The 19,443-nt window shown below is 71.7% G+C and carries 21 protein-coding genes; 9 read left to right on the forward strand and 12 right to left on the reverse strand.

Going from position 1 to position 19,443, the window contains the following annotated elements; genetic code table 11:
* Nucleotides 1–38: 38 nt before the first annotated feature.
* Nucleotides 39–1,847: a 2-oxoglutarate dehydrogenase, E2 component, dihydrolipoamide succinyltransferase gene (gene sucB / locus ACFVYA_RS44460; RefSeq protein WP_387053929.1), complete on the reverse strand. Its 1,809-nt coding sequence runs from the start codon at nucleotides 1,845–1,847 to the stop codon at nucleotides 39–41.
* A gap of 55 nt (nucleotides 1,848–1,902) precedes the next feature.
* Nucleotides 1,903–3,276: a dihydrolipoyl dehydrogenase gene (gene lpdA / locus ACFVYA_RS44465; protein ID WP_093953353.1), complete on the reverse strand. Its 1,374-nt coding sequence runs from the start codon at nucleotides 3,274–3,276 to the stop codon at nucleotides 1,903–1,905.
* Between the two features lie 182 nt (nucleotides 3,277–3,458).
* Between lpdA and ACFVYA_RS44470 the strand changes: the two genes are divergently transcribed.
* Nucleotides 3,459–3,803: an oxidoreductase gene (locus ACFVYA_RS44470; protein WP_387053932.1), complete on the forward strand. Its 345-nt coding sequence runs from the start codon at nucleotides 3,459–3,461 to the stop codon at nucleotides 3,801–3,803.
* On the opposite strand, the gene ACFVYA_RS44475 is transcribed toward ACFVYA_RS44470, so the two are convergent.
* The 5 genes from ACFVYA_RS44475 to ACFVYA_RS44495 all read right to left on the reverse strand — a co-directional run bounded on the left by ACFVYA_RS44475 (nucleotide 3,800) and on the right by ACFVYA_RS44495 (nucleotide 9,774).
* Nucleotides 3,800–4,252: a GNAT family N-acetyltransferase gene (locus tag ACFVYA_RS44475; protein WP_387053934.1), complete on the reverse strand. Its 453-nt coding sequence runs from the start codon at nucleotides 4,250–4,252 to the stop codon at nucleotides 3,800–3,802. The genes ACFVYA_RS44470 and ACFVYA_RS44475 overlap by 4 nt on opposite strands.
* 10 nt (nucleotides 4,253–4,262) lie before the next feature.
* Nucleotides 4,263–5,228 carry an SMI1/KNR4 family protein gene (locus tag ACFVYA_RS44480; RefSeq protein WP_387053936.1) on the reverse strand — a complete coding sequence of 322 codons (966 nt, stop codon included), beginning with the start codon at nucleotides 5,226–5,228 and terminating at the stop codon, nucleotides 4,263–4,265.
* Nucleotides 5,229–5,237: 9 nt separating this feature from the next.
* Entirely contained in the window at nucleotides 5,238–6,212 is a 975-nt protein-coding gene (locus ACFVYA_RS44485; RefSeq protein ID WP_387053940.1) for a TAXI family TRAP transporter solute-binding subunit, read from the reverse strand.
* A complete protein-coding gene (locus ACFVYA_RS44490; RefSeq protein WP_387053941.1) occupies nucleotides 6,209–8,173 on the reverse strand; it encodes a TRAP transporter permease in 1,965 nt (654 codons plus the stop codon). Before ACFVYA_RS44490 ends, ACFVYA_RS44485 begins: the two co-directional genes overlap by 4 nt.
* 101 nt (nucleotides 8,174–8,274) lie before the next feature.
* Complete coding sequence (locus ACFVYA_RS44495) at nucleotides 8,275–9,774, reverse strand: leucyl aminopeptidase (RefSeq protein ID WP_387053943.1); 1,500 nt, start codon at nucleotides 9,772–9,774, stop codon at nucleotides 8,275–8,277.
* 109 nt (nucleotides 9,775–9,883) lie between these two features.
* On the opposite strand from ACFVYA_RS44495, the gene ACFVYA_RS44500 reads away from it, so the two are divergent.
* Together ACFVYA_RS44500 and ACFVYA_RS44505 are read left to right on the forward strand one after the other, a co-directional pair.
* On the forward strand, nucleotides 9,884–10,732 hold the full coding sequence (locus tag ACFVYA_RS44500) for a hypothetical protein (protein ID WP_387053945.1): 849 nt from the start codon (nucleotides 9,884–9,886) through the stop codon (nucleotides 10,730–10,732).
* On the forward strand, nucleotides 10,725–11,387 hold the full coding sequence (locus tag ACFVYA_RS44505) for a DUF402 domain-containing protein (protein ID WP_285989439.1): 663 nt from the start codon (nucleotides 10,725–10,727) through the stop codon (nucleotides 11,385–11,387). The genes ACFVYA_RS44500 and ACFVYA_RS44505 overlap by 8 nt, the downstream gene beginning before the upstream one ends.
* On the opposite strand, the gene ACFVYA_RS44510 is transcribed toward ACFVYA_RS44505, so the two are convergent.
* Nucleotides 11,344–11,643, reverse strand: a complete 300-nt coding sequence (locus tag ACFVYA_RS44510; protein WP_285989440.1) for a hypothetical protein — start codon at nucleotides 11,641–11,643, stop codon at nucleotides 11,344–11,346. The genes ACFVYA_RS44505 and ACFVYA_RS44510 overlap by 44 nt on opposite strands.
* Nucleotides 11,644–11,739: 96 nt before the next feature.
* Between ACFVYA_RS44510 and ACFVYA_RS44515 the strand changes: the two genes are divergently transcribed.
* On the forward strand, nucleotides 11,740–12,843 hold the full coding sequence (locus ACFVYA_RS44515) for a branched-chain amino acid aminotransferase (RefSeq protein ID WP_387053947.1): 1,104 nt from the start codon (nucleotides 11,740–11,742) through the stop codon (nucleotides 12,841–12,843).
* A 49-nt stretch (nucleotides 12,844–12,892) separates the two neighbouring features.
* Here ACFVYA_RS44515 and cobT read toward each other — a convergent pair whose 3' ends face one another.
* The gene (gene cobT, locus ACFVYA_RS44520) at nucleotides 12,893–13,969 is read right to left on the reverse strand and encodes a nicotinate-nucleotide--dimethylbenzimidazole phosphoribosyltransferase (RefSeq protein WP_387053950.1); all 1,077 of its coding nucleotides are present in this window, start codon (nucleotides 13,967–13,969) and stop codon (nucleotides 12,893–12,895) included.
* 134 nt (nucleotides 13,970–14,103) lie between these two features.
* Here cobT and ACFVYA_RS44525 point away from each other — a divergent pair, with 134 nt between their 5' ends.
* Nucleotides 14,104–14,781, forward strand: coding sequence for a 2-C-methyl-D-erythritol 4-phosphate cytidylyltransferase (locus ACFVYA_RS44525; protein WP_285989443.1), 678 nt, complete (start codon nucleotides 14,104–14,106; stop codon nucleotides 14,779–14,781).
* On the opposite strand, the gene ACFVYA_RS44530 is transcribed toward ACFVYA_RS44525, so the two are convergent.
* Nucleotides 14,778–15,227, reverse strand: a complete 450-nt coding sequence (locus tag ACFVYA_RS44530; protein WP_285989444.1) for a hypothetical protein — start codon at nucleotides 15,225–15,227, stop codon at nucleotides 14,778–14,780. The genes ACFVYA_RS44525 and ACFVYA_RS44530 overlap by 4 nt on opposite strands.
* A gap of 138 nt (nucleotides 15,228–15,365) precedes the next feature.
* Between ACFVYA_RS44530 and ACFVYA_RS44535 the strand changes: the two genes are divergently transcribed.
* From ACFVYA_RS44535 to ACFVYA_RS44545, 3 genes are read left to right on the forward strand one after another with little or no spacing between them, the layout of a single operon-like run.
* A complete protein-coding gene (locus tag ACFVYA_RS44535) occupies nucleotides 15,366–16,115 on the forward strand; it encodes a GntR family transcriptional regulator (protein ID WP_285989445.1) in 750 nt (249 codons plus the stop codon).
* Nucleotides 16,112–16,954 carry a phosphoribosylaminoimidazolesuccinocarboxamide synthase gene (locus ACFVYA_RS44540; protein WP_387053953.1) on the forward strand — a complete coding sequence of 281 codons (843 nt, stop codon included), beginning with the start codon at nucleotides 16,112–16,114 and terminating at the stop codon, nucleotides 16,952–16,954. The genes ACFVYA_RS44535 and ACFVYA_RS44540 overlap by 4 nt, the downstream gene beginning before the upstream one ends.
* Nucleotides 16,947–17,159: a hypothetical protein gene (locus tag ACFVYA_RS44545; RefSeq protein ID WP_387053955.1), complete on the forward strand. Its 213-nt coding sequence runs from the start codon at nucleotides 16,947–16,949 to the stop codon at nucleotides 17,157–17,159. Before ACFVYA_RS44540 ends, ACFVYA_RS44545 begins: the two co-directional genes overlap by 8 nt.
* Nucleotides 17,160–17,168: 9 nt before the next feature.
* Here ACFVYA_RS44545 and ACFVYA_RS44550 read toward each other — a convergent pair whose 3' ends face one another.
* Together ACFVYA_RS44550 and ACFVYA_RS44555 are read right to left on the reverse strand one after the other, a co-directional pair.
* On the reverse strand, nucleotides 17,169–18,158 hold the full coding sequence (locus tag ACFVYA_RS44550; protein ID WP_387053957.1) for an aldo/keto reductase family protein: 990 nt from the start codon (nucleotides 18,156–18,158) through the stop codon (nucleotides 17,169–17,171).
* Between the two features lie 114 nt (nucleotides 18,159–18,272).
* Complete coding sequence (locus ACFVYA_RS44555) at nucleotides 18,273–18,920, reverse strand: DUF3043 domain-containing protein (RefSeq protein ID WP_285989448.1); 648 nt, start codon at nucleotides 18,918–18,920, stop codon at nucleotides 18,273–18,275.
* Nucleotides 18,921–19,066: 146 nt separating this feature from the next.
* Here ACFVYA_RS44555 and ACFVYA_RS44560 point away from each other — a divergent pair.
* The coding region (locus ACFVYA_RS44560; protein ID WP_103350592.1) for an iron-sulfur cluster assembly accessory protein at nucleotides 19,067–19,443 on the forward strand (377 nt) is incomplete at its 3' end.

Raw genomic sequence — 19,443 nt, forward strand, 5'->3', positions numbered from 1 at the left:
CCCCACCGGCTGGTGCGGAGCCCTTCGCGGTCATGCGGTCAGAGGCCGAGTTCGCTCTCGAAGTTGCCCTCTTCCAGGCGCTGCTTGATCGTCGTCAGGAAGCGGCCCGCGTCGGCCCCGTCCACCAGGCGGTGGTCGTAGGTCAGCGGCAGGTACGCCATCGACCGGACGGCGATCGTGTCGTTGCCGTCGGCGTCCGCGACCACGACCGGGCGCTTGACGACCGCGCCGGTGCCGAGGATGCCCGACTGCGGCTGCACGATGATCGGCGTGTCGAACAGCGCGCCGACGCTGCCGATGTTCGTGATCGAGAAGGTGCCGCCCGACAGCTCGTCCGGCTTGATCTGGCCCGCCCGCGCGCGGCCCGCCAGGTCGGCGATCCGGTGCGCGAGACCGGCCAGGCTCAGCTCGCCCGCGTCGTGGATCACGACCGAGAGCAGCCCGCGCTCGGTGTCCACCGCGATGCCCAGGTGCACGGCGCCGTGGTAGGTGATCTCCTTCGTGTCCTCGTTGTAGGACGCGTTGACGTTCGGGTGCTGCTTGAGCGCCTCCACCGTGGCCTTCGCGAAGAACGGCAGGAACGTCAGGTTGACGCCCTCGCGCTCCTTGAAGCCCGCCTTCGCCCGCTGCCGCAGCTTGGCGATCTTGGTGACGTCGACCTCCTGGACCTGCGTGAGCTGCGCGGCGATCTGCAGCGACTCGCGGGTCTTGGTGGCCGTGATCTGGCGGATCCGGCTGGCCTTCTGCACGGTGCCGCGCAGCGCGGCCAGTTCCGGCGACACCGCGGCCGCCGGACGCGCGGCGGGCGCCGCCGGGGCAGCGGCGGCCGGAGCGGCAGCGGCCGGCGCCGGCGCGGCGGCGGCCTTCTGCTTCTCCTCGGCCGCGGCCAGGACGTCCTGCTTGCGGATCCGGCCGCCGACGCCGCTGCCGGTCAGCGACGCGAGGTCGATGCCGTGCTCCGACGCGAGCTTGCGGACCAGCGGCGTGACGTACGGGCCGTCCGCCGAGCCGTCCTTCGCTGCGGCGGCCGGGGCCGCCTCGGTGGCCTTGGCCGCGGGGGCGGCCTGCGGCTGCGGCTTCGGTTCCGGCTTGGGCTCGGGCTTCGCCTCCTGAACCGGCTCGGGCTTCGGCTCGGGCTTGGGTTCGGGCTTCGGCTCGGGCTTGGGTTCGGGCTTCGGCTCGGGCTTGGGCTCCGGCTCGGACTCCGCCTTCGGCGCCGCGTTCGCGTCGCCGATCACGGCCAGGACACCGCCGACCTCGACGGTCTCGTCCTCGCCCGCGCGGATCTCCAGCACCGTGCCGGCCACCGGCGACGGCACCTCGGTGTCGACCTTGTCGGTCGAGATCTCGAGCAGCGGCTCGTCGACCTCCACCGAGTCGCCGACCGCCTTCAGCCAGCGCGTGACGGTGCCCTCGGTGACGCTTTCGCCCAGCTCGGGCAGCTTCACCTCGGTGCCTTCGCCACCCGCCGCCGGCGCGGTGTCCGGCTTGCTCGGCGCGCTGTCCTCGGCCTGCGGCGCGGACTCCTCCTGCTGCGGCTCCGGCTCGGACTCCTGCTGCTCTTCCTGCGCCGGGGCGGAGGACCCGGAGGACTCCGGCACGCCGCCGGACCCGTCGTCGATCACGGCGAGCTCGCCGCCGACCTCGACGGTCTCGTCTTCCTGGGCGCTGATCTTCACGACCGTGCCCGCCACCGGGGAGGGCACCTCGGTGTCGACCTTGTCGGTCGAGATCTCGAGCAACGGCTCGTCGACCTCGACGGTGTCGCCCTCCTGCTTAAGCCACCGGGTGACGGTGCCTTCGGTGACGCTCTCCCCGAGCTCCGGCAATGTGACGGAGTAGGCCATCGTTCGCTGACTCCTCTTCCAAGTTCTGCGTGGTCTGGATTCTGCTGGTGGGACGTCAGCTGTGCACGTGCAGCGGCTTCCCCGCGAGGGCGAGGAACGCTTCACCGAGGGCCTCGGTCTGGGTGGGGTGGGCGTGGATGAGCGGCGCGACGTCTTCGGGGAAAGCCTCCCAGCTGTAGATCAGCTGCGCTTCGCCGATCAGCTCGCCGACGCGGTCGCCGACCATGTGCACCCCGACGACCGGGCCGTCCGGGGCCTTGACCAGCTTGACCCCGCCGGAGGTCTTGAGGATCTGGCTCTTGCCGTTGCCGCCCAGGTCGTAGGTGAACGTCGTGACGTCCGAGCCGTACTTGTCCTTCGCCTGCGACTCGGTCAGCCCGACCGACGCGACCTCCGGGTGGGAGTAGGTGACCCGCGGGATGCCGCTCTCGTCGATCACGCGCGGGTTCTGCCCGGCGATCTCCTCGGCGACGAAGATGCCCTGCTGGAAGCCGCGGTGCGCGAGCTGCAGGCCGGGGACGATGTCGCCGACGGCGTAGACGTTCGGCAGGTTGGTGCGCAGCCGCTCGTCGGTGAGGACGAAGCCGCGCTCGATCTTGACGCCGGCCTCCTCGTAGCCGTGGCCCGCCGAGTTCGGCCCGCGGCCGACGGCGACCAGCAGCAGGTCGGCCTCGATGGTCTCGCCGGACTCCAGCGAAACGCTCACGCCGTTGTCGTCCTGCTTCGCGCCGGTGAACTTCACCCCGGTCTTGAAGGCGATCTTGCGGCGGCGGAAGGCGCGCTCGAGCTGCTTGGAGGCGAACTCGTCCTCGTTCGGGACCAGCCGCGGCAGGGCTTCGACGATGGTGACGTCGACGCCGAAGGAGGCCCACACGCTGGCGAACTCGACGCCGATGACGCCGCCGCCGAGGACCACGACCTTCTTGGGGACGTAGTCGAGGGCCAGGGCCTGCTCGCTGGCGATGATGCGACCGCCGAGCTCCAGGCCGGGCAGCGTGCGCGAGTACGAGCCGGTGGCGAGGATGACGTTCTTGCCGGTGTAGCGGGTGCCGTCCACCTCGACGGTCGTGCCGCCGACGAACGTGCCGCTGCCCTCGACGAGGTTCACCTTGTGCGCCTTGGCCAGGCCCTGCAGGCCCTTGTACAGGCGGGCGACGATCCCGTCCTTGTACTTGTTGACCCCGGCGATGTCGATGCCCTCGAAGACGGCCTTGACGCCGACCGCTTCGGCTTCACGGGTCTCGTCGGCGACCTCGGCGGCGTGGAGCAGGGCCTTGGTCGGGATGCAGCCCCGGTGGAGGCACGTCCCGCCCAGCTTGTCCTTCTCGATCAGCGTGACGGAAAGGCCCAGCTCGGCCGCGCGGAACGCCGCGGCGTAGCCGCCCGATCCGCCTCCCAGGATCACGAGGTCGGCGGAGGTGTCGGTCACTTCATTAACTCCTCGGCAAGCAGTGGGGTGGTGCTCTGTCGTCGCCCCTGCCCGGTATAACCGCGCGCGCGACACCCGCCATCTTGTCACTACGCCGGACGGGGCTGCGAGCTAGCCGGGTGTGCGACGCCGACCACACGCGGAGTCCGGGATACTGAGGGGCGTAGGTCTCGGGAGAAGAGGTGGTCGAGGTGGGGCTCTTCGACTCGCTGCGCAGGCGGGCCAAGGGTGGACAGCGGGCCGGTACGCTGCGGAAAGCCAGCTCCGAGGACAGTCGTCACCTGGAAGAGTGGATGGCCACGCGGCGGGGTGTCGAGGCGTTCGTGGAGCCGAAGACCAACATCACGGACACCACTGTGGTGTTGATCGCCCACGACGGCGAATGGACCCGCCGCCGCATCGGCAGCCTGGAGGCCGCGCAGCAGTTCGGCCACCGCCGCTCGATCCCGGTGTACGAGGTCGCGCGCGTCGGGTACCCGAAGCGGATGCGCGAGTACACCGAGCGGAAGAAGCGCGGCCAGGTCTAGAGGTCGATCCGGCCGACGACCTCGCCGTGGTGGGTCTGCCCGGTGGGGCGGAAGCCCAGCTTGAGGTAGAAGTCCTCGGGGCCGCCCTCGGCCGGGAGCCAGAGCACGGTCACGGCCGTGTTGCCCCGTCTTCGGGCTTCCTCCAGGACCGTCTCCACCGCGAAGCGGCCGTAGCCGCGGCCCTGTACCCCGGCGCCGACGTTGAGCCGCCAGATCCCGCAGCGGAAGAAGTCGAACTCGGCGTCCGGGTCGAACGCGCCCATGACGAAGGCGACCGGTTCCCCGTCCCGCAGGATCAGCCGGGGCCAGGCCACGTCCGGCTGGGTGTAGGCCTCGGCGAGCGAGACGGCGACCGGCGCCACGAAGTCCTTCTGGTGCGGTTCGACGGCCAGCTGGCACGCGGCGGCGACGTTGTCGCGGGTGATCTGCTCCGCGGTGAGAGTGGTCACCCCGTCCAACCTACGTGGCTTGGGCGAGCAGGGTGGCGTGCTGGACCAGCGCGGCGCGGAACGAAGGGTGCACGGTGGTGCCGAGGACCGGGTCGACTTCGACCACGTTCCCCGAAGAGAGCAGCAGCACCGCCGGGTCCGACAGCACCACGACACCGTCCTCGGCCCGCAGGTCCGCCGGGCCGAGCAGGCGCGGGAAGACCACGTCCGCGGGCAGGCCGTCGCAGGTGCGCAGGAATTCGCGGTGGTCCTCCGGCAGCGAAACACCCAACCGCAGCTCGGCCGAGCGGATCGCCGACTCCGACGCCGGGGGCGGGGCCGTCACGCCGCCGCGCAGACGCAGGATCGCCGCGATCAGCTCCGGCCAGCTGCCCAGGTCCGGCGGGTACCGCTCGTGCAGGGCCGCGACCAGCGCCCCCGCGCACCCCGGCGCCCAGTCGCGCAGCCCGAGCGGATCGGCGCCGGCCACCAGCGCGGGCGCCAGCGCCCGGGTCGCCGCCAACGTGGCGACGTCGGGGTGCGGCCCGGCGAGCGAAGCCCAAAGCTCGAGGTCACCTTCGGCGAGAGCGGTGCGAACCCGGTCCGGGCGCGCGGGCGCGACGTGCTTCACCACCTCGGCGACCGGGCCGGGCGGGAGAACGCCCTCGAGGTCGGACACCGGACGACGCAGCGAAACCGTGTGCGCGCGCTCCTCGGCATCGAGGTCGAGCGGCGGCAACCCCTCGGCCCAGTCCGGACGCGCACCCCAGGCCTCGAAGAGCATCGCCCACGCGCGCGCCCGCACCGGGTCCGCGGCCAGGGCGGCCACCGGCCGTTCCGTGCGGGCCTGCCACTGCGTGACCAGGCGGTCGGCCTCGTCGAGGGCGCCGGTGACGGCGAGCAGCAGGGCCGCGTGGCCGACCTGGTCGTCGACGCGTGGTTCAGCCGCGGTCAGGACGTCGCGGACCGCCGCCTCCAGGTACTCACCGGCGTCCACGCCACGACCCTAGCCCAGCGCTTGTTTGGCGCCCGGGTGCAGCGGTACCGGGTCGGTCTGCGTCGCCAGCTGCCGCGTGATCTCCTTCGCCGCCGGGTGCACCTTCGCCAGCTCCGCCTGCTTGTCGAAGATCAGCTTCGTGATCGCGCACGCGTTGCCCGCCGGGAAGTCCTCGCGCACGAGCAGCAGGTTGGGGACCACCACCGTCGGCACGTCGGCGGGCTGCGCGTAGGCCGCCTTCGGGATCACGGCCTGGTCGTAGACCGGGTTGACCTTCTTCAGCGCGGGCAGCAGCGGCGTGATGTCGAGGAACTTCACCTTGTCCTTCATGGCCGTGGTGATGTCGGTGATCTGCGCGGTCGGCAGCCCGCCGGACCAGACGAGCCCGTCCAGGGTGCCCGCCTTCATGCCGTCCGCCGTCTTGGCCAGGTCCAGCCGCTGTGCCTGGACGTCGGTGTCGGGCTTGAGCCCCGCCGCCTGCAGGAGGCGGTTCGCGATCACCTCGGTGCCGGACTTCGGCGATCCGGTCGAGATCCGCTTGCCCTTCATGTCGGCGATGCTGTTGATGCCGGCGTCGGTGCGCACCAGGACCTGCGTCGAGTTCGGGTAGATCCGGGACAGGGCCTGGATCTTCTGCGGCTTGCCGTCGAAGGATCCCTTGCCGTTGACGGCGTCCGCCGCGGTGTCGGCCAGCGAGAACGCGACGTCGTAGTTGCCGGCCACCAGCTGCTGGATGTTCTGCACCGACGCACCGGTCTCCGCGGCCGTCGCGCGCAGCTTGGTGTTGTTGCTGATCAGCTGGGCCAGCCCGCCGCCCAGCACGTAGTAGACGCCGCCGCTGTTGCCGGTGGCGATGGTGATGCGGCCCTCGCCGGCTTCGCAGGACTGCGAGCCGCCGGGAGCGGCCTGGTCGGTCTGCTGTTTCCCGCCGCAGCCGGTGACGGCCAGAGCGAGTACCGCGGCGGCGGCGACTGCGCGTTTCATGCTGTCCTCCTCTTGATCACGGCGTGGGTTCCCAAGGCGGCGGCGCCGCACCCGGCACCGATCGCGATCGGGATCGGCTCCAGGTAGAGCAGGCACAAGGCGGCGGGCACGAACAGCAATCGCACCGGGAGGCCGACCGGCCCGAAGAGCCAGCCCCCGGTGACCACCGCCAGCGCGGCGACGGCGAGCGCGGACACCGCCGTCACCCACAGCACGGTGACCACGTCGGACTCCAGCAGCAGCGCGGCGCCGTTGTCGGTCAGCACGAAGGCGATCGGCACCAGGAACGCCGGGAGCGTGTACTTCCAGCACTGCCACATGGTGCCGAGCACCGAGCCGCCGGTGATCGCGGCCGAAGCCACCGCCGCGAGCGCGGTCGGCGGCGTGACCTCGGACAGAACGGCGTAGTAGAAGATGAACATCGCGCGCTCGGCGTCGGCGACGCCGAGCGTCTCCAGCGCGGGGCCGATCACGACCCAGGCGATGATGAAGCTGGCGGTGACCGGCACGGCGAGGCCCAGTACGCCGACGGCGATCGCCGAGAGCAGCACGGTCAGGATGAGGATCACCGTGCCGTTGTCGGTGAGCGCGCCGGCCAGTTCCACCAGCGCGTCGGCGAGTTCGAGGCCCAGCCCGGTCTTGGTGATGGTCGAGGTGATCACGCCGGCCGCCGCGCAGACCGCGATCACCGGCAGCGCGCCCCGGACACCGGCCGACAGCGCGTCCACCATGTCCCGGGCCCACCCGCGCACGTCGTGGCGCCGGGCGAGCAACGCGAACAGCGCGGCGACGCCGGTGGCGTAGACCACCGCGGCGAACGGCGGGATGTCCAGGGCGAGGAACACGACGATGATCGCCAGCGACAGGAAGTGATAACCCCCGCGCCGCAACAGCTTCCACGGGTCGTCGTGCGGGACGTCGACGGCTTCGGCCTTGAAACGCCGCGCGTCGGCCTCCATCGCGAACACGATGCCGAGGTAGTAGAGCAGCGTCGGGACGGTCGCCCAGATCAGCACCTTCAGGTACGACGTCTGCAGGTACTCGGCGATGATGAACGCGGCGGCGCCCAGCGTCGGCGGCGAGAGGATGGCCCCGATGCCGGACGCGGCGAGCAGGCCACCCGCGTTTTCCTTGGGGTACCGGGCTTTCTGCAGGATCGGCCAGGTGATCGAGCCGAGGCTGACCGCCGTGGCCGTGCCCGAACCCGACACCGTGCCGAGCAGGAAGCCCGACAGCACGGTGGTCCGGCCCGGTGCCGTCCGCGACCGGCGGAACGCGGCGAAGGAGATGTCCACGAAGAACTTCCCGGCGCCGGAGGCGTTGAGCACCGCGCCGTAGAGGGTGAACAGCACGATGTAGCTCGCCGCGACGTCCAGGGGAGTGCCGTAGAACCCGCTCGCGTCGTTGAAGAGCGCGTTGACGATCTGGCTGAAGTCGACGCCGGCGTGGGCGATGCCCCAGTTCTGCGGGAGGAAGCCGCCGTAGTAGGCGTAGGCGAGGAACAGCAGGCAGACGATCGGCAGCACCAGCCCGGTGGTGCGGCGGGTGGCTTCGAGGATCAGCACCAGCAGCAGCGCGCCGGCCACGATGTCCAGCGGGGACAGGATGCCCTGGCGGTTCAGGAAGTCGTCGTAGCCGACGAGCACGGGGTAGAGGCCGACGGCGAGGGCGACGACGGCCAGCGCCCAGTCGAGCCGGCCCGGGTCGTCACGGCCGCGCAGCCGCGGGCGGTAGCAGAGGAAGACCAGCGGCAGGGTCACGCCGAGGAAGAGCACGAGGTAGAACTGGTTGCCCTTGGCGAACGGGAAGAACACCTGCTTGAGCACGAGGACCGCGACGGCGAGGGCGACGAAGTAGACGACGCGGTCGGGAACGCGGGACAGCTTGCGCGCCGGGCGTTCCTCGTCGTGCTCGGCGGCGATTTCGGCGGGGGAGTCGCGTTCCACCGGCTCGGTCGTCACCCGGCCACGGTACGGTGTCGCGGATCACACCGAAAGGGATCTTCCGGCGGAAAACGCCGGAGGGCTCCCGCCGCGGCGGGAGCCCTCCGGGGGAAACGCGGTCAGCCGTTGGCGGCGATGTCCGCCAGCACCGCGGCGATCGAGCGCACCGGGACGCCGGTGCCGCCCTTGCCGGTGTAGCCCCACGGGGAGCCGGTGTTGAACGACGGGCCCGCGATGTCGATGTGGACCCAGTCGAGGCCGTCGGCGACGAACTCGCGCAGGAAGATTCCCGCGGCGAGCATGCCGCCCCAGCGGTGGCCGGTCACGTTGGCCAGGTCGGCCAGCCGCGAGTCGAGGTCGGCGCGCAGTTCCTCCGGCAGCGGCATGGCCCAGCCGTTTTCGCCGGTGGCCTGCATGACCCCGGCGACGCGGTCGCGGAAGTCCTCCGAGCCCATCACGCCGGCGGTGCGGTTGCCGAGCGCGACGACCTGGGCGCCGGTCAGCGTCGAGGTCTCGATCAGGTAGTCCGGGTTCTCCTCGGCCGCGCGCACCATGGCGTCCACGAGCACGAGCCTGCCCTCGGCGTCGGTGTTGAGCACCTCGACGGTCTTGCCGCCGTACATGGTCAGCACGTCACCCGGGCGGTACGACGTCCCCGACGGCAGGTTCTCGGCCAGCGGGATGTGCGCGACGACTTCCAGCGGGTACTTCAGCTTCGCCGCCAGCACCACCGAAGCGAGCACGCCGGCCGCGCCGGACATGTCCGAGGTCATGTGGTCCATGTTCGCCGCGGGCTTGAGCGAGATGCCGCCGGAGTCGAAGGTGATGCCCTTGCCGACCAGCGCGACCTTCTTGGCGGCCTTGGCCGGCTTGTAGGCCAGGCGCAGCAGCCTCGGCGGGCGCGACGAGCCGCCGCCGACGCCGAGGATGCCGCCGAAGCCCTTGCGCTTCAGGGCCTTCTCGTCGAGCACCTCGAACTCGAGGCCGTTGTCCTCGGCCAGCTTCTTCGCGCGGTCGGCGAAGGAAGCCGGGTAGAGGTCGTTCGGCGGGGTGTTGATCAGGTCGCGGGCGACGATGACGGCCTCGGCGATGGTGCCGGCCGCCTTCAGGGTCGCCTTGTGCTCGCGGGCGGTGCCGTCGGCCGGGCTCGTGAAGTCCGCCTTCGCCAGCGGGGCGTCGCCCTTCTCCGAGCGGTAGGCGGTGAAGACGTAGGAGCCGAGGATCGTGCCCTCGACGGCGGCCTGCAGGTCGAGCTCGGACAGGGTGACCAGCGCGCGGTCGGTGCCGGCCAGCGCGCGGCCGGCGGCGCCCGCGGCGCGGCGGACCTGCTCGGGGGTGACGGCGCCGGCCGCCTTGCCCAGGCCGACGGCGAGCACGACACCGGCGGGGAGCTTGCCCAGCGTCGGGACCTTGACGACCTCTTCGGCCTTGCCGCTCGCGCCGAGCGTGGCCAGCAGGCCGGCCAGCCGGCCGTCGAAGGCGGCGTCCACGGCGGCGGCGCCGGGGGCGAGCACGGGACCGTCCTCGCCGGCCAGGGTGCCGATGACGACCACGTCGGCGCGCGTCTTGGCCAGTGCCTCCCCGGTGTTGTCGGACAGGGCGAGCTTAGGCACGGTCACTTCTGGCTCCTCGCGCGTTCTCGGTGGTACCGGGCACCGGCCCGGTCGGGATCGTGAGCCATGCTAATGACGACGGAACCACGGGTGAACAGAGGTACGGGAGGGCCGCGTGCGGCTGGGCGGTGGACTGCTGGTGGCGCTGGCGGCCGGGGCGGCGGGCGCGGGCTGGTGGCTGCTCGCCGGGCTGGTGCTGGCGGCCGTGGCCGCCGGCGTGACGGCGCGGGTACCGGAACCCGGGGATGCGCTGGTGGACCGGGTCGTCATCGCCGTCGCGCGGCTGTCCGAAGTGGCCGTCTACGCGATCGCGTTCGGCGCTTACGTCTTCCCGGAGCACCGGGGCGCGGCCGCCGCGGCGTTCGTCGTCGTGGTGACCGGCGCGGGGTTCGCCGGGCTGGAGATCCCGACGATCGTCGTACGGATCACGGGCGCGCTGCTGCTCCTCGCGGGTCTCGGGCTGATCGCGGTGTGCGTCGCGGTGCCGCCGGTGGCGACCGTCGGCGGCGGCCTCCGGCCCCCGGACTTCGCGGGCGTGCTCGTCGCCGCGGTGATCTTCCTCCCGTTCCTGCGCGCCCGGCGACGCGAGCACGCCGGGTGGCGGGTGCTGCTGCTCGGCGGGGTCGCCGTGCTGGTGGCCTTCGCCGCGCTCTACCAGCTGGGCGCGGTCCGGCTAGGGCTGTCCCCGACCTCGTTGCGGGACCTGCTGTCCGCCGCCGACGCGGACGCCCTGCAGCCGCTGCTCACGGCCGTCGCGGTGGTCGCGACCGTCGTCCCCGCGCTGGTGGCCGGCAGTGACGTCCGGTTGCGGACGGGAGCGCCCGGGATCGTCGCGCGCATCGCGGCCGTGGTGGCCGCGTACCTGCTGCCGGTGCTGCCGGTGCTCGTCGTCGCCGGGTTGGCCACCGTGACCGAACTGCTACTGGGCGTACGCGCGCGCAGGTACAGTGGGGCGCGTGAGTGATCGACGGTGGCGGCCGGGGCAGACCGTGGTCGAGCGCTTCCACCGCCCCGACGGCTCGATCGGCCAGGTCCACCCGCTGCGCGTCCTCGAAGACGACGGCCGCGTCCTGCGCGCCTGGCTGCCGGCGGGCACGCCGATCATCGGCAGCCGGCTCGCCGACGGCCGCCTGATGCGGGACGCCCCGCTGGACCAGCGGTTCCGCATCCCGCGGGTGGCGGTGCCGGACTCCTGGCACGGCGCGTCGACGCTGCGCCGGATCCCCGAAGACGAGTGGTCTTCGGTCTGGTGGTTCTTCGACCTCGAAGGCCGGTTCAAGAACTGGTACGTCAACCTGGAGATCCCGCTGGGCCGCACGGCGGGCGCGGTCGACCGGATCGACGGCGTTCTCGACGTCGTCGTCGAGCGCGACGGCAGCTGGCGCTGGGACGACGAAGACGAGGCCGAGGCCGCACTGGAAGTCGGGCGCCTGACGCTCGAGCAGTTCGACCGGCTGCGCGTGGAGGGCGAGCGGATCGGCGCGCTGGCCGAACGCGGCGCCTACCCCTTCGACGGGACCGACACCGACTTCCGCCCGGACGGGGGCTGGCCGGCGCCGGAGCTGCCGGCGGAGCTCAGCCCGCGGTCAGGAGAAGGATCAGCGCCAGCACCGCGTTGACGACCGCGAGGATGACGACCGACTTGGTCGGGAGCACCTTCGGGAACGCCTTGCCGTGGATCTTCCGCCACCACACGACGCCGAAGACGCCGCCGACCAGGCCGAGGAAGCCGCCGAAGCCGCTGTCCAGCACGGCCCAGCCGACCATGCCGAGCAGGCCGACGCCGAAGGTCAGCAGCACCGCGGCGGCGAAGGTCTTGATGTCGGCGCCGGTGCTCTTGGGCCGGGGGACCGGCTCAGTGGAGTGGTAGGTCACGGAAGCATCCTAGAGGGGTCACGCCGCGGGCGCGGGAAACCCGGAACACATGGACATCCGACTAACGCGCGTCCGAGCAAGCGGTATCGTCTAGCCATGACGACCACGACACAGTTCGCCCATGCCCCGCACCCGAGTCCTGCGAGCGCGGACCGTGTCGCGGAGGTACTCGCCGCCCCCGGGTTCGGGGTGTACTTCACCGACCACATGGTCACCGTCAAGTGGTCCAAGACCGAAGGCTGGCACGCCGCCCAGGTCGGCCCCTACGCGCCGTTCACCCTCGACCCGGCGACGTCGGTGCTGCACTACGGCCAGGCCATCTTCGAGGGTCTCAAGGCCTACCGCCAGCCGGACGGTTCGATCGCGTCGTTCCGCCCGGACGCCAACGCCGAGCGGTTCCGCCAGTCGGCCGAGCGGCTCGCCATGCCCCAGCTGCCCGAGGAGCTCTTCCTCGAGTCGCTGCGGGAGCTCATCGCCGTCGACGGCCGGTGGGTGCCCACCCGGCCGGGTGATTCGCTGTACCTGCGGCCGTTCATGATCTCGACGTCCACCGGGCTCGGCGTCAACAGCCCGGCCGCCGACTACGTGTACACGGTCATCGCTTCGCCGGCCGGGTCGTACTTCGCCGGCGGCGTGAAGCCGGTCAGCGTCTGGCTGTCCACCGAGTACGTCCGGGCGGCTCCCGGCGGCACCGGCGCGGCCAAGTGCGCCGGCAACTACGCGGCGTCGTTCGTGGCGCAGGCGCAGGCCGTCGAGAAGGGCTGCGACCAGGTGGTGTGGCTCGACGCGGTCGAGCGGCGCTGGGTCGAGGAGATGGGCGGGATGAACCTGTTCTTCGTCTTCGGCTCCGGCGAAAACGCCCGGGTGGTGACCCCGGAGCTGACGGGTTCGCTGCTGCCCGGCGTCACCCGCAAGTCGCTGCTGCAGCTGGCTTCGCGGCTCGGGTACAAGGTCGAGGAGCGCCGCATCTCCACCGAGGAGTGGGAGAAGGCGGCCGCGTCCGGCGAGCTGACCGAGACGTTCGCCTGCGGCACCGCGGCGGTGATCACCCCGGTCGGTCACGTGAAGCACGCGGGCGGCGAGTTCACGATCGCCGACGGGCAGCCGGGCGCGCTGACCATGAAGCTGCGCGAAGAGCTGACGGGCATCCAGGAGGGCACCCGCCCCGACCCGGACCACTGGATGGTCGAGCTCGGCTGACCGCTTCCGCGAACCGGCCCCCGCACCTGGCGTGCGGGGGCCGGTTCCGTCAGGAAGCGGGAGCGGTGATCAGTGGCCCGGAGACGCCGGCTTGCTCGTGGGTGGCCGTCTCGGCGAGGACGCGGGCGGCCATCATCAGCAGCGGCAACGCGGTCACCGCGCCGGTGCCTTCGCCGAGCCGGACGTCCAGTTCCAGCAGCGGGCCCAGGTCGAGGTGCTCCAGCGCGAGGGCGTGCGCCGGTTCGGCCGTCCGCTGGCCGGCGACCCACCAGCGCCGCGCGCCCGGGGCGAGGTCCTCGGCGACGAGCGCGGCGGCGCAGGTCACCAGGCCGTCGAGCACCACCGGCGTCCGGCGGACCGCGGCCTGGGCGAGGAACCCGGCCATCGCGGCGATGTCCGCGCCGGCCGTGGTGCGCAGCAGGTCGACCGGGTCGGCGAGCACCGCGCGGGCCCGGCGCAGGGCGTCGCGCACGGCGGTGGCCTTGCGCATCCACGCGTCGTCGTCGATGCCGGAGCCGCGGCCGACGACGGCGACCGGCTCGCTGCCGGTCAGGGCCGCCACCAGCACCGAAGCCGGTGTGCTGTTGCCGATCCCGAGGTCGCCGGGGATGAGCAGGTCGGCCCCGCCGTCGACTTCGGCGTCGGCGATCGCGATCCCGGCGCGGACGGCGGCCTTGGCCTCGTCGGCGGTCAGCGCGTCTTCGACGTCGATGGAGCCCGAGCCGCGGCGGACCTTGAACTCGCCGATCGAGCGCGTCGCGGGCGCCTCGGTGTCGACGGCCAGATCGACGACGCGCACGCTCGCGCCCGCAGCGGCGGCCAGGACGTTGATCGCGGCGCCGCCGGTGAGCATGGTGCCCAGCAGCTGCGCGGTGACCTCGGCGGGATAGGCGGAGACGCCCTTCGCGGCGATGCCGTGGTCCCCGGCGAAGACGACGACGCGCGGCCGGGTGAACGGCCGCGGCGGCGACTGCCCCTGGCAGGCGGCGATCCAGACGCCCAGCTCTTCCAGCCTGCCCAGCGACCCGGCGGGCTTGACCAGCTTGCCGTGCAACGCGATGGCGGCGGACCGCGCGTGGTCATCGGGCGGGGTGATCTCGGGGAACTCGATGTTTTCCGGCTCCACACCAGGCCCTTCGACTCCTTGGGGGGGTCCGGGTGGCGGAGCCCCCGGCCCGGGGCGGAGCCCCGGTTTCAACGCTGCCACGGCAACGCTGTGGCCAACCTACCGGGCCGGGCCTGCCGGTAGTCTCGCGGCTCGTGGAGACGACGGCGGCCGCGGTGGTGCTGGCCAGTGGCGCGGGGACCCGCGTCGGCGCGAAGCTGAACAAGGTCTACCTGCCCCTGGCCGGGCGGCGGGTGGTGGCCTGGTCGCTCGATGCCTTCCGGAACGTTCCCGGCATCGGCGTGCTCGTGCTCGTCATCCGGCCGCAGGATCGGGAACTCGCCGAAGAAGTGGCCGGCGACGGCGTCGAGATCGTGTACGGCGGGGACACGCGCCAGGCGTCGGAGCTCAACGCGCTGCGCCACCTCGCCCCCCGAATCGCAGGCGGCCGGGTCGACGCCGTGCTGCTGCACGACGCGGCCCGGCCGCTGGTCCACCCCGAACTGGTCGGTGCGGTGTTGGCCCGGACACGCGAGGACGGGGGGGCTGTGCCGGGCCTGGCCGCGGACGACGTCGTCGAGGTGGATGCCGGGCACCTGGTCGCCCAGGTGCCCGGCGCGATCCGCGTCCAGACGCCTCAGGGCTTCCGGGCCGGACCGCTGCTCGAGGCCTACGAGAAGGCCGAGCGAGAAGGCTTCTTGGGTACGGACACTTCGTCGTGCATGGAGCGGTTCTCCTCCCTGCCGATCCGCTGGGTCCCGGGTGCTCCCGAGAACCTCAAGATCACCTATCCCCACGACCTCGTCGTCGCGGAGCGGCTGCTGGCCCGTTAGGCGCACGCGGGCGGGCCACCACCGTCATCTCCCTCCCCGAACGTTCCCGTCGGCCGGATGGTGACGTCGTGGCGCAGTTCGAGCGGGATCCGGCAATCCGGCTGTGGCCGGAGTGCCTGCAGCGGCGCGCCCGGGGTGCCGGGCTCCGCCAGGGTGAGCACCGCCCGCAGCGTCCACACCGGGGTGGCGTGGTACTGCCAGGTGACGACCCGCGGGCTGAACACGTCCGTGCCCGGGAAGGTCGGCACGCGGTAGGCGCTGGCCCGGTGCTCGTCGCGGAGGATGATGACGTCCGCGCAGGTCGGCCAGCGGTGTACTGCCGCGTAGATCTCCGGCGCCTCACGGCCACCGAACAGGTGCAGCACCCATTTGCGGCGCCGGAGTTCCTCGAGGAGTTCCTCGAGGCCCTGGCCGCTGGATCCGGAGTGTGCTGTGGGCGGGGACACACTTTCGAGGGTAACTTGCGTACTAGAGCACAGTCCAGTGCGTGTACTAGTACACCTGGGTGGTTCTGAACAGGCCTTTGTGGGACACCCCCCGGCGTGCTAGAACACTTGTGCGTGTTGTCCCTGTGAGGAGCCGCCTTGCCCACCCTCGATCGCCCCGAGCCGCCGTACCTGCAGATCGCCGGCCGGATCCGTGACGACATCCTGTCCGGCCGGCTGCAGGAGGGCGACGCGGTGCCGTCCGCCCGCGAGATCGCGCGCACCTGGGCCGTCGCCATGGCGACGGCCACCAAGGTGCTGGCCACGCTCCGCTCGCAGGGCCTCGTGCGGCCCGTGCGCGGGGTCGGCACGGTCGTCGACCGCGGCGGCCTGCACCGCACGGCCCGCGACCGCACCGCCGCCTCGGGGCGGACGGGCCGGATCTACCCGCCGGGCCACTACGCGGTGATCCGCTCGGCCGGTCTCCAGCCGGCGGCCGAACGCGCCGCGGCCGCACTCGGCCTGGAAGAGGGCGCCCCGGTGATCCGCCGCCGGCGGACCACCTACGGTCCCGACTCGCGGCCGCTGTCGACGTCGACGTCGTGGTTCGACGGCGCGCTGTCGGCCAAGGCGCCGGCGCTGCTGGTGGCGGAGCGGATCGTCGAGGGCACCGCGGCCCATGCGGCCGCCCGGCTCGGCACGAAGATCGCCAGGACGCAGGAACGGCACGCCGCGGGCCGCGCGGACGAGGAGGAGGCGGCCGAGCTGGGGCTGCCCGCCGGGTCGCCGGTGCTGCTCGGCCGGAGCACCTTCCTGGCGGCCGACGGGACGGTCGTCGAGTACGGTGAATCCGCCGCCTTGCCCGACCACTGGGTTTTCTACGAGTACACGACTGAGGACGGCGAATGAAGCACATCCACGCGGGCAAGGTCCGTGACCTGTACGAACTCGACGGCGGGGACATCCTGCTGGTCGCGTCCGACCGCGTCTCGGTCTACGACGTCTCGCTGCCGACGCCGATCCCGGAGAAGGGCAAGCTGCTCAACCAGCTCTCCGCCTGGTGGTTCGACCGGATGGCCGACGTCGTCCCGAACCACGTCGTGTCGACCACCGACGTGCCGGAAGAGTTCGCCGGCCGCGCGATGCGCTGCAAGCCGCTGAAGATGGTCCAGGTCGAGTGCATCGCGCGGGGCTACCTCGCCGGACTGGGCCTGCGCGAGTACCAGCGGGACGGCAAGATCTCCGGTGTCGCGCTGCCGCCGGGCCTGGTCGAGGGCGACAAGCTGCCGGAGCCGATCTTCACGCCGACGACGAAGATCTCCGACACCGGCCACGACGAGTTCATGACCTTCGACGAGGTCCTGAACGAGATCGGCGAAGACACCGCGAAGCGGCTTCGCGAGCTGACGCTGGAGATCTACACGAAGGGCGCCGAACACGCCGCGAAGCAGGGCGTCATCATCGCCGACACGAAGCTGGAGTTCGGCTTCGACGCCGACGGCACGCTGACCCTCGGCGACGAGGTCCTGACGTCGGACTCGTCGCGGTTCTGGCCGGCCGACGAGTGGGAGCCGGGCCGCCCGCAGCACGCGTTCGACAAGCAGTTCGTCCGCGACTGGTCGCGATCGACGGGCTGGGACCAGACCCCGCCCGGGCCGGAGATCCCCGCGGACATCGTCGAGCAGACGCGGCAGCGCTACACCGAGGTCTACGAGCGGATCACGGGGAAGACCTGGGTCCGTGGGTGACTACGACCCGTACCGGCTGATCGACGACGTCGAGACCCTGCTCGTCTCGCACGGGCTCACGCCTTCCCGCGTGCCCGGCCGCGGCGGCGACCGGCTCGCCGGCGCCGGCCGCCTCCTGCGCGGGTTCGGCCTCGAACCCCGGATGGCCCCCGAGGCCGCGTTCGACCTCGGGGTGCCGTTCCAGGGCCGGATCAACCAGGACTGAGCCTGCCGGCTAGGGGCTCTTGGTCAAGCTCGCGTCGCGCTCGACGACGTCACCGAGGACGTCGTCGATGGTTTCGAGCAGATCGGCGTCGAGCTTCTGGCCGGCGGCCTTGACATTCTCGTGCACCTGCTCCGGCCGCGAAGCCCCGATGATCGCGGAGGCGACGTTCGGGTTCTGCAGCACCCATGCGACGGCCAGCTGGGCGAGGCTCAGGCCGGCCTGCCCGGCGAGCGGTTCGAGCCGGGCGACGCGCTCGAGGACGTTTTCGTCGAGGAAGCGGGCGACCATGTCGGCACCGCCCTTCTCGTCGGTGGCGCGCGAGCCTTCGGGGTAGGCCTGGCCCGGCTTGTACTTGCCGGTGAGCACGCCCTGGGCGATCGGCGACCAGACGATCTGGCTCAGGCCTTCGCGCTCGGAGGTCGGGATGACCTGGTCTTCGATGACGCGCCAGAGCATGTTGTACTGCGGCTGGTTCGACACGAGCGGGATCTTGAGTTCGCGGGCGAGGGCGGCGCCGCGGGAGATCTGCTCGGCGGTCCATTCCGAGACGCCGACGTAGAGCACCTTGCCCTGGCGCACGAGATCGGCGAAGGCGACCATGGTCTCTTCGAGCGGGGTGTGCCGGTCGAACCGGTGCGCCTGGTAGAGGTCGACGTAGTCGGTGCCGAGCCGCTTCAGGCTGGCGTGCGCCGACTCCATGACGTGCTTGCGGGACAGGCCCCGGTCGTTGGGGCCCTTGGGCCCGGTGGGCCAGAAGACCTTGGTGAAGATCTCGAGGCTTTCCCGCCGCTGCCCCTTCAGGCCGCGCCCGAGAACGGACTCGGCGGCGGTGTTGGCGTAGGCATCGGCGGTGTCGAAGGTGGTGATGCCGACGTCGAGCGCGGCCTGGATGCAGGCGCGGGCCTGGTCTTCCTCGACCTGGGAACCGTGGGTGAGCCAGTTCCCGTACGAGATCTCACTGACGTTGAGGCCACTGCGGCCGAGACGACGAAACTCCATGGCCGTGAGCTTAGGCGGTAATCGTTTGCTTTGCTAACGACCCTGGAGTGGCTCCAGCCGCAAGCAGCAAGAAGCCGGGTCGAGCATTGCTCCACCCGGCTTCTCGAAACCAGCTCAGTTCGGGATCGGATCCCCGGGCTTCAGCCGCGGCTTCGGCACCCGCAGCCGGCGGATCTGGGACGCCCGGACGAACGCGTACCAGCCGATCGACCGGCCGTTCACCGCTTCCTTCGGGAACTTCTCCCGGACCAGCTTCGCGATCTTCCGGCCGTTCACGAAGCCCTCGATCGCCATCACCAGCAGCATCGCCGTGCACAGCAGCGTGATGTACGACTGGACCTGGGGCAGCGGCACCAGCAGCGCCAGGAACACCACGATGGCCAGCGGCATGAACAGGCCGAGCAGGTTGCGCCGGCTGTCGACCAGGTCGCGGACGTACGCCTTGACCGGCCCGCGGTCGCGGGGGAGCAGGGCCTTGTCGTCGCCGCGCATCATCGCGTCGCGACGGGCCTTCGCCGCCGCCCGGCGGTCTTCCTTGGTCTGCGGGTTCGCTTTGCGCAGCTCCTTGTTGCGCTTCATCGCCTCGCGCATCGTCGTGGGCGGTGGCGCCACCGGGCCGCGCCGCTTCGCCTCCGCCTCGCGGCGCTTCGGCGTAGCCTTGCCCTTACCGGGCGTGTACGCCTTGCCGGCGACGTCGACGGCTTCGGCCGACTCCGGCTCTTCGGCGGCGGTGTCTGTGGTGCTTCGGCGCAGGAACCTCACCTCACCAGGGTATTGCAGGCGTCACGCCGCCGGTAACCAGGGCGATCCATGTGCGACCATGGTGGGGGAACAGATCGGACGTCCCCGGTGTTGAACACGTCAGCACGAGGAGTATCCGCACCGAGTTCGAACTTAGAGGGAGTGCCATGACGACCGCTGAGCACGCCGGCGCGACGCAGGCCGAGACCGCCGAGGAGACCCACGGCGTCACGTTGACCGACGCCGCGGCTTCCAAGGCGAGGGCCCTGCTCGAGCAGGAGGGCCGCGACGACATGCACCTGCGCATCGCCGTGCAGCCCGGTGGCTGCGCGGGCCTGCGCTACCAGCTGTTCTTCGACGAGCGCACGCTCGACGGTGACCTCTTCCGCGACTTCGATGGCCTCAAGGTCGCCGTGGACCGGATGAGCGCGCCGTACGTGTCGGAAGCCGTCATCGACTTCGTGGACACGATCGAGAAGCAGGGCTTCACGATCGACAACCCGAACGCCACCGGCTCCTGTGCCTGCGGCGACTCGTTCCACTG

The organism is Amycolatopsis sp. NPDC058278, from assembly GCF_042881395.1.
In the GTDB taxonomy this organism is placed as follows: Bacteria; Actinomycetota; Actinomycetes; order Mycobacteriales; family Pseudonocardiaceae; genus Amycolatopsis.

Bases quoted from the DNA above. Each gene is read 5' to 3' on its own strand.
- sucB (WP_387053929.1), bottom strand. From the start codon at position 1,847: ATGGCCTACTCCGTCACATTGCCGGAGCTCGGGGAGAGCGTCACCGAA.
- ACFVYA_RS44485 (WP_387053940.1), bottom strand. From the start codon at position 6,212: ATGAAACGCGCAGTCGCCGCCGCCGCGGTACTCGCTCTGGCCGTCACC.
- ACFVYA_RS44515 (WP_387053947.1), top strand. From the start codon at position 11,740: ATGACGACCACGACACAGTTCGCCCATGCCCCGCACCCGAGTCCTGCG.
- ACFVYA_RS44540 (WP_387053953.1), top strand. From the start codon at position 16,112: ATGAAGCACATCCACGCGGGCAAGGTCCGTGACCTGTACGAACTCGAC.
- ACFVYA_RS44550 (WP_387053957.1), bottom strand. From the start codon at position 18,158: ATGGAGTTTCGTCGTCTCGGCCGCAGTGGCCTCAACGTCAGTGAGATC.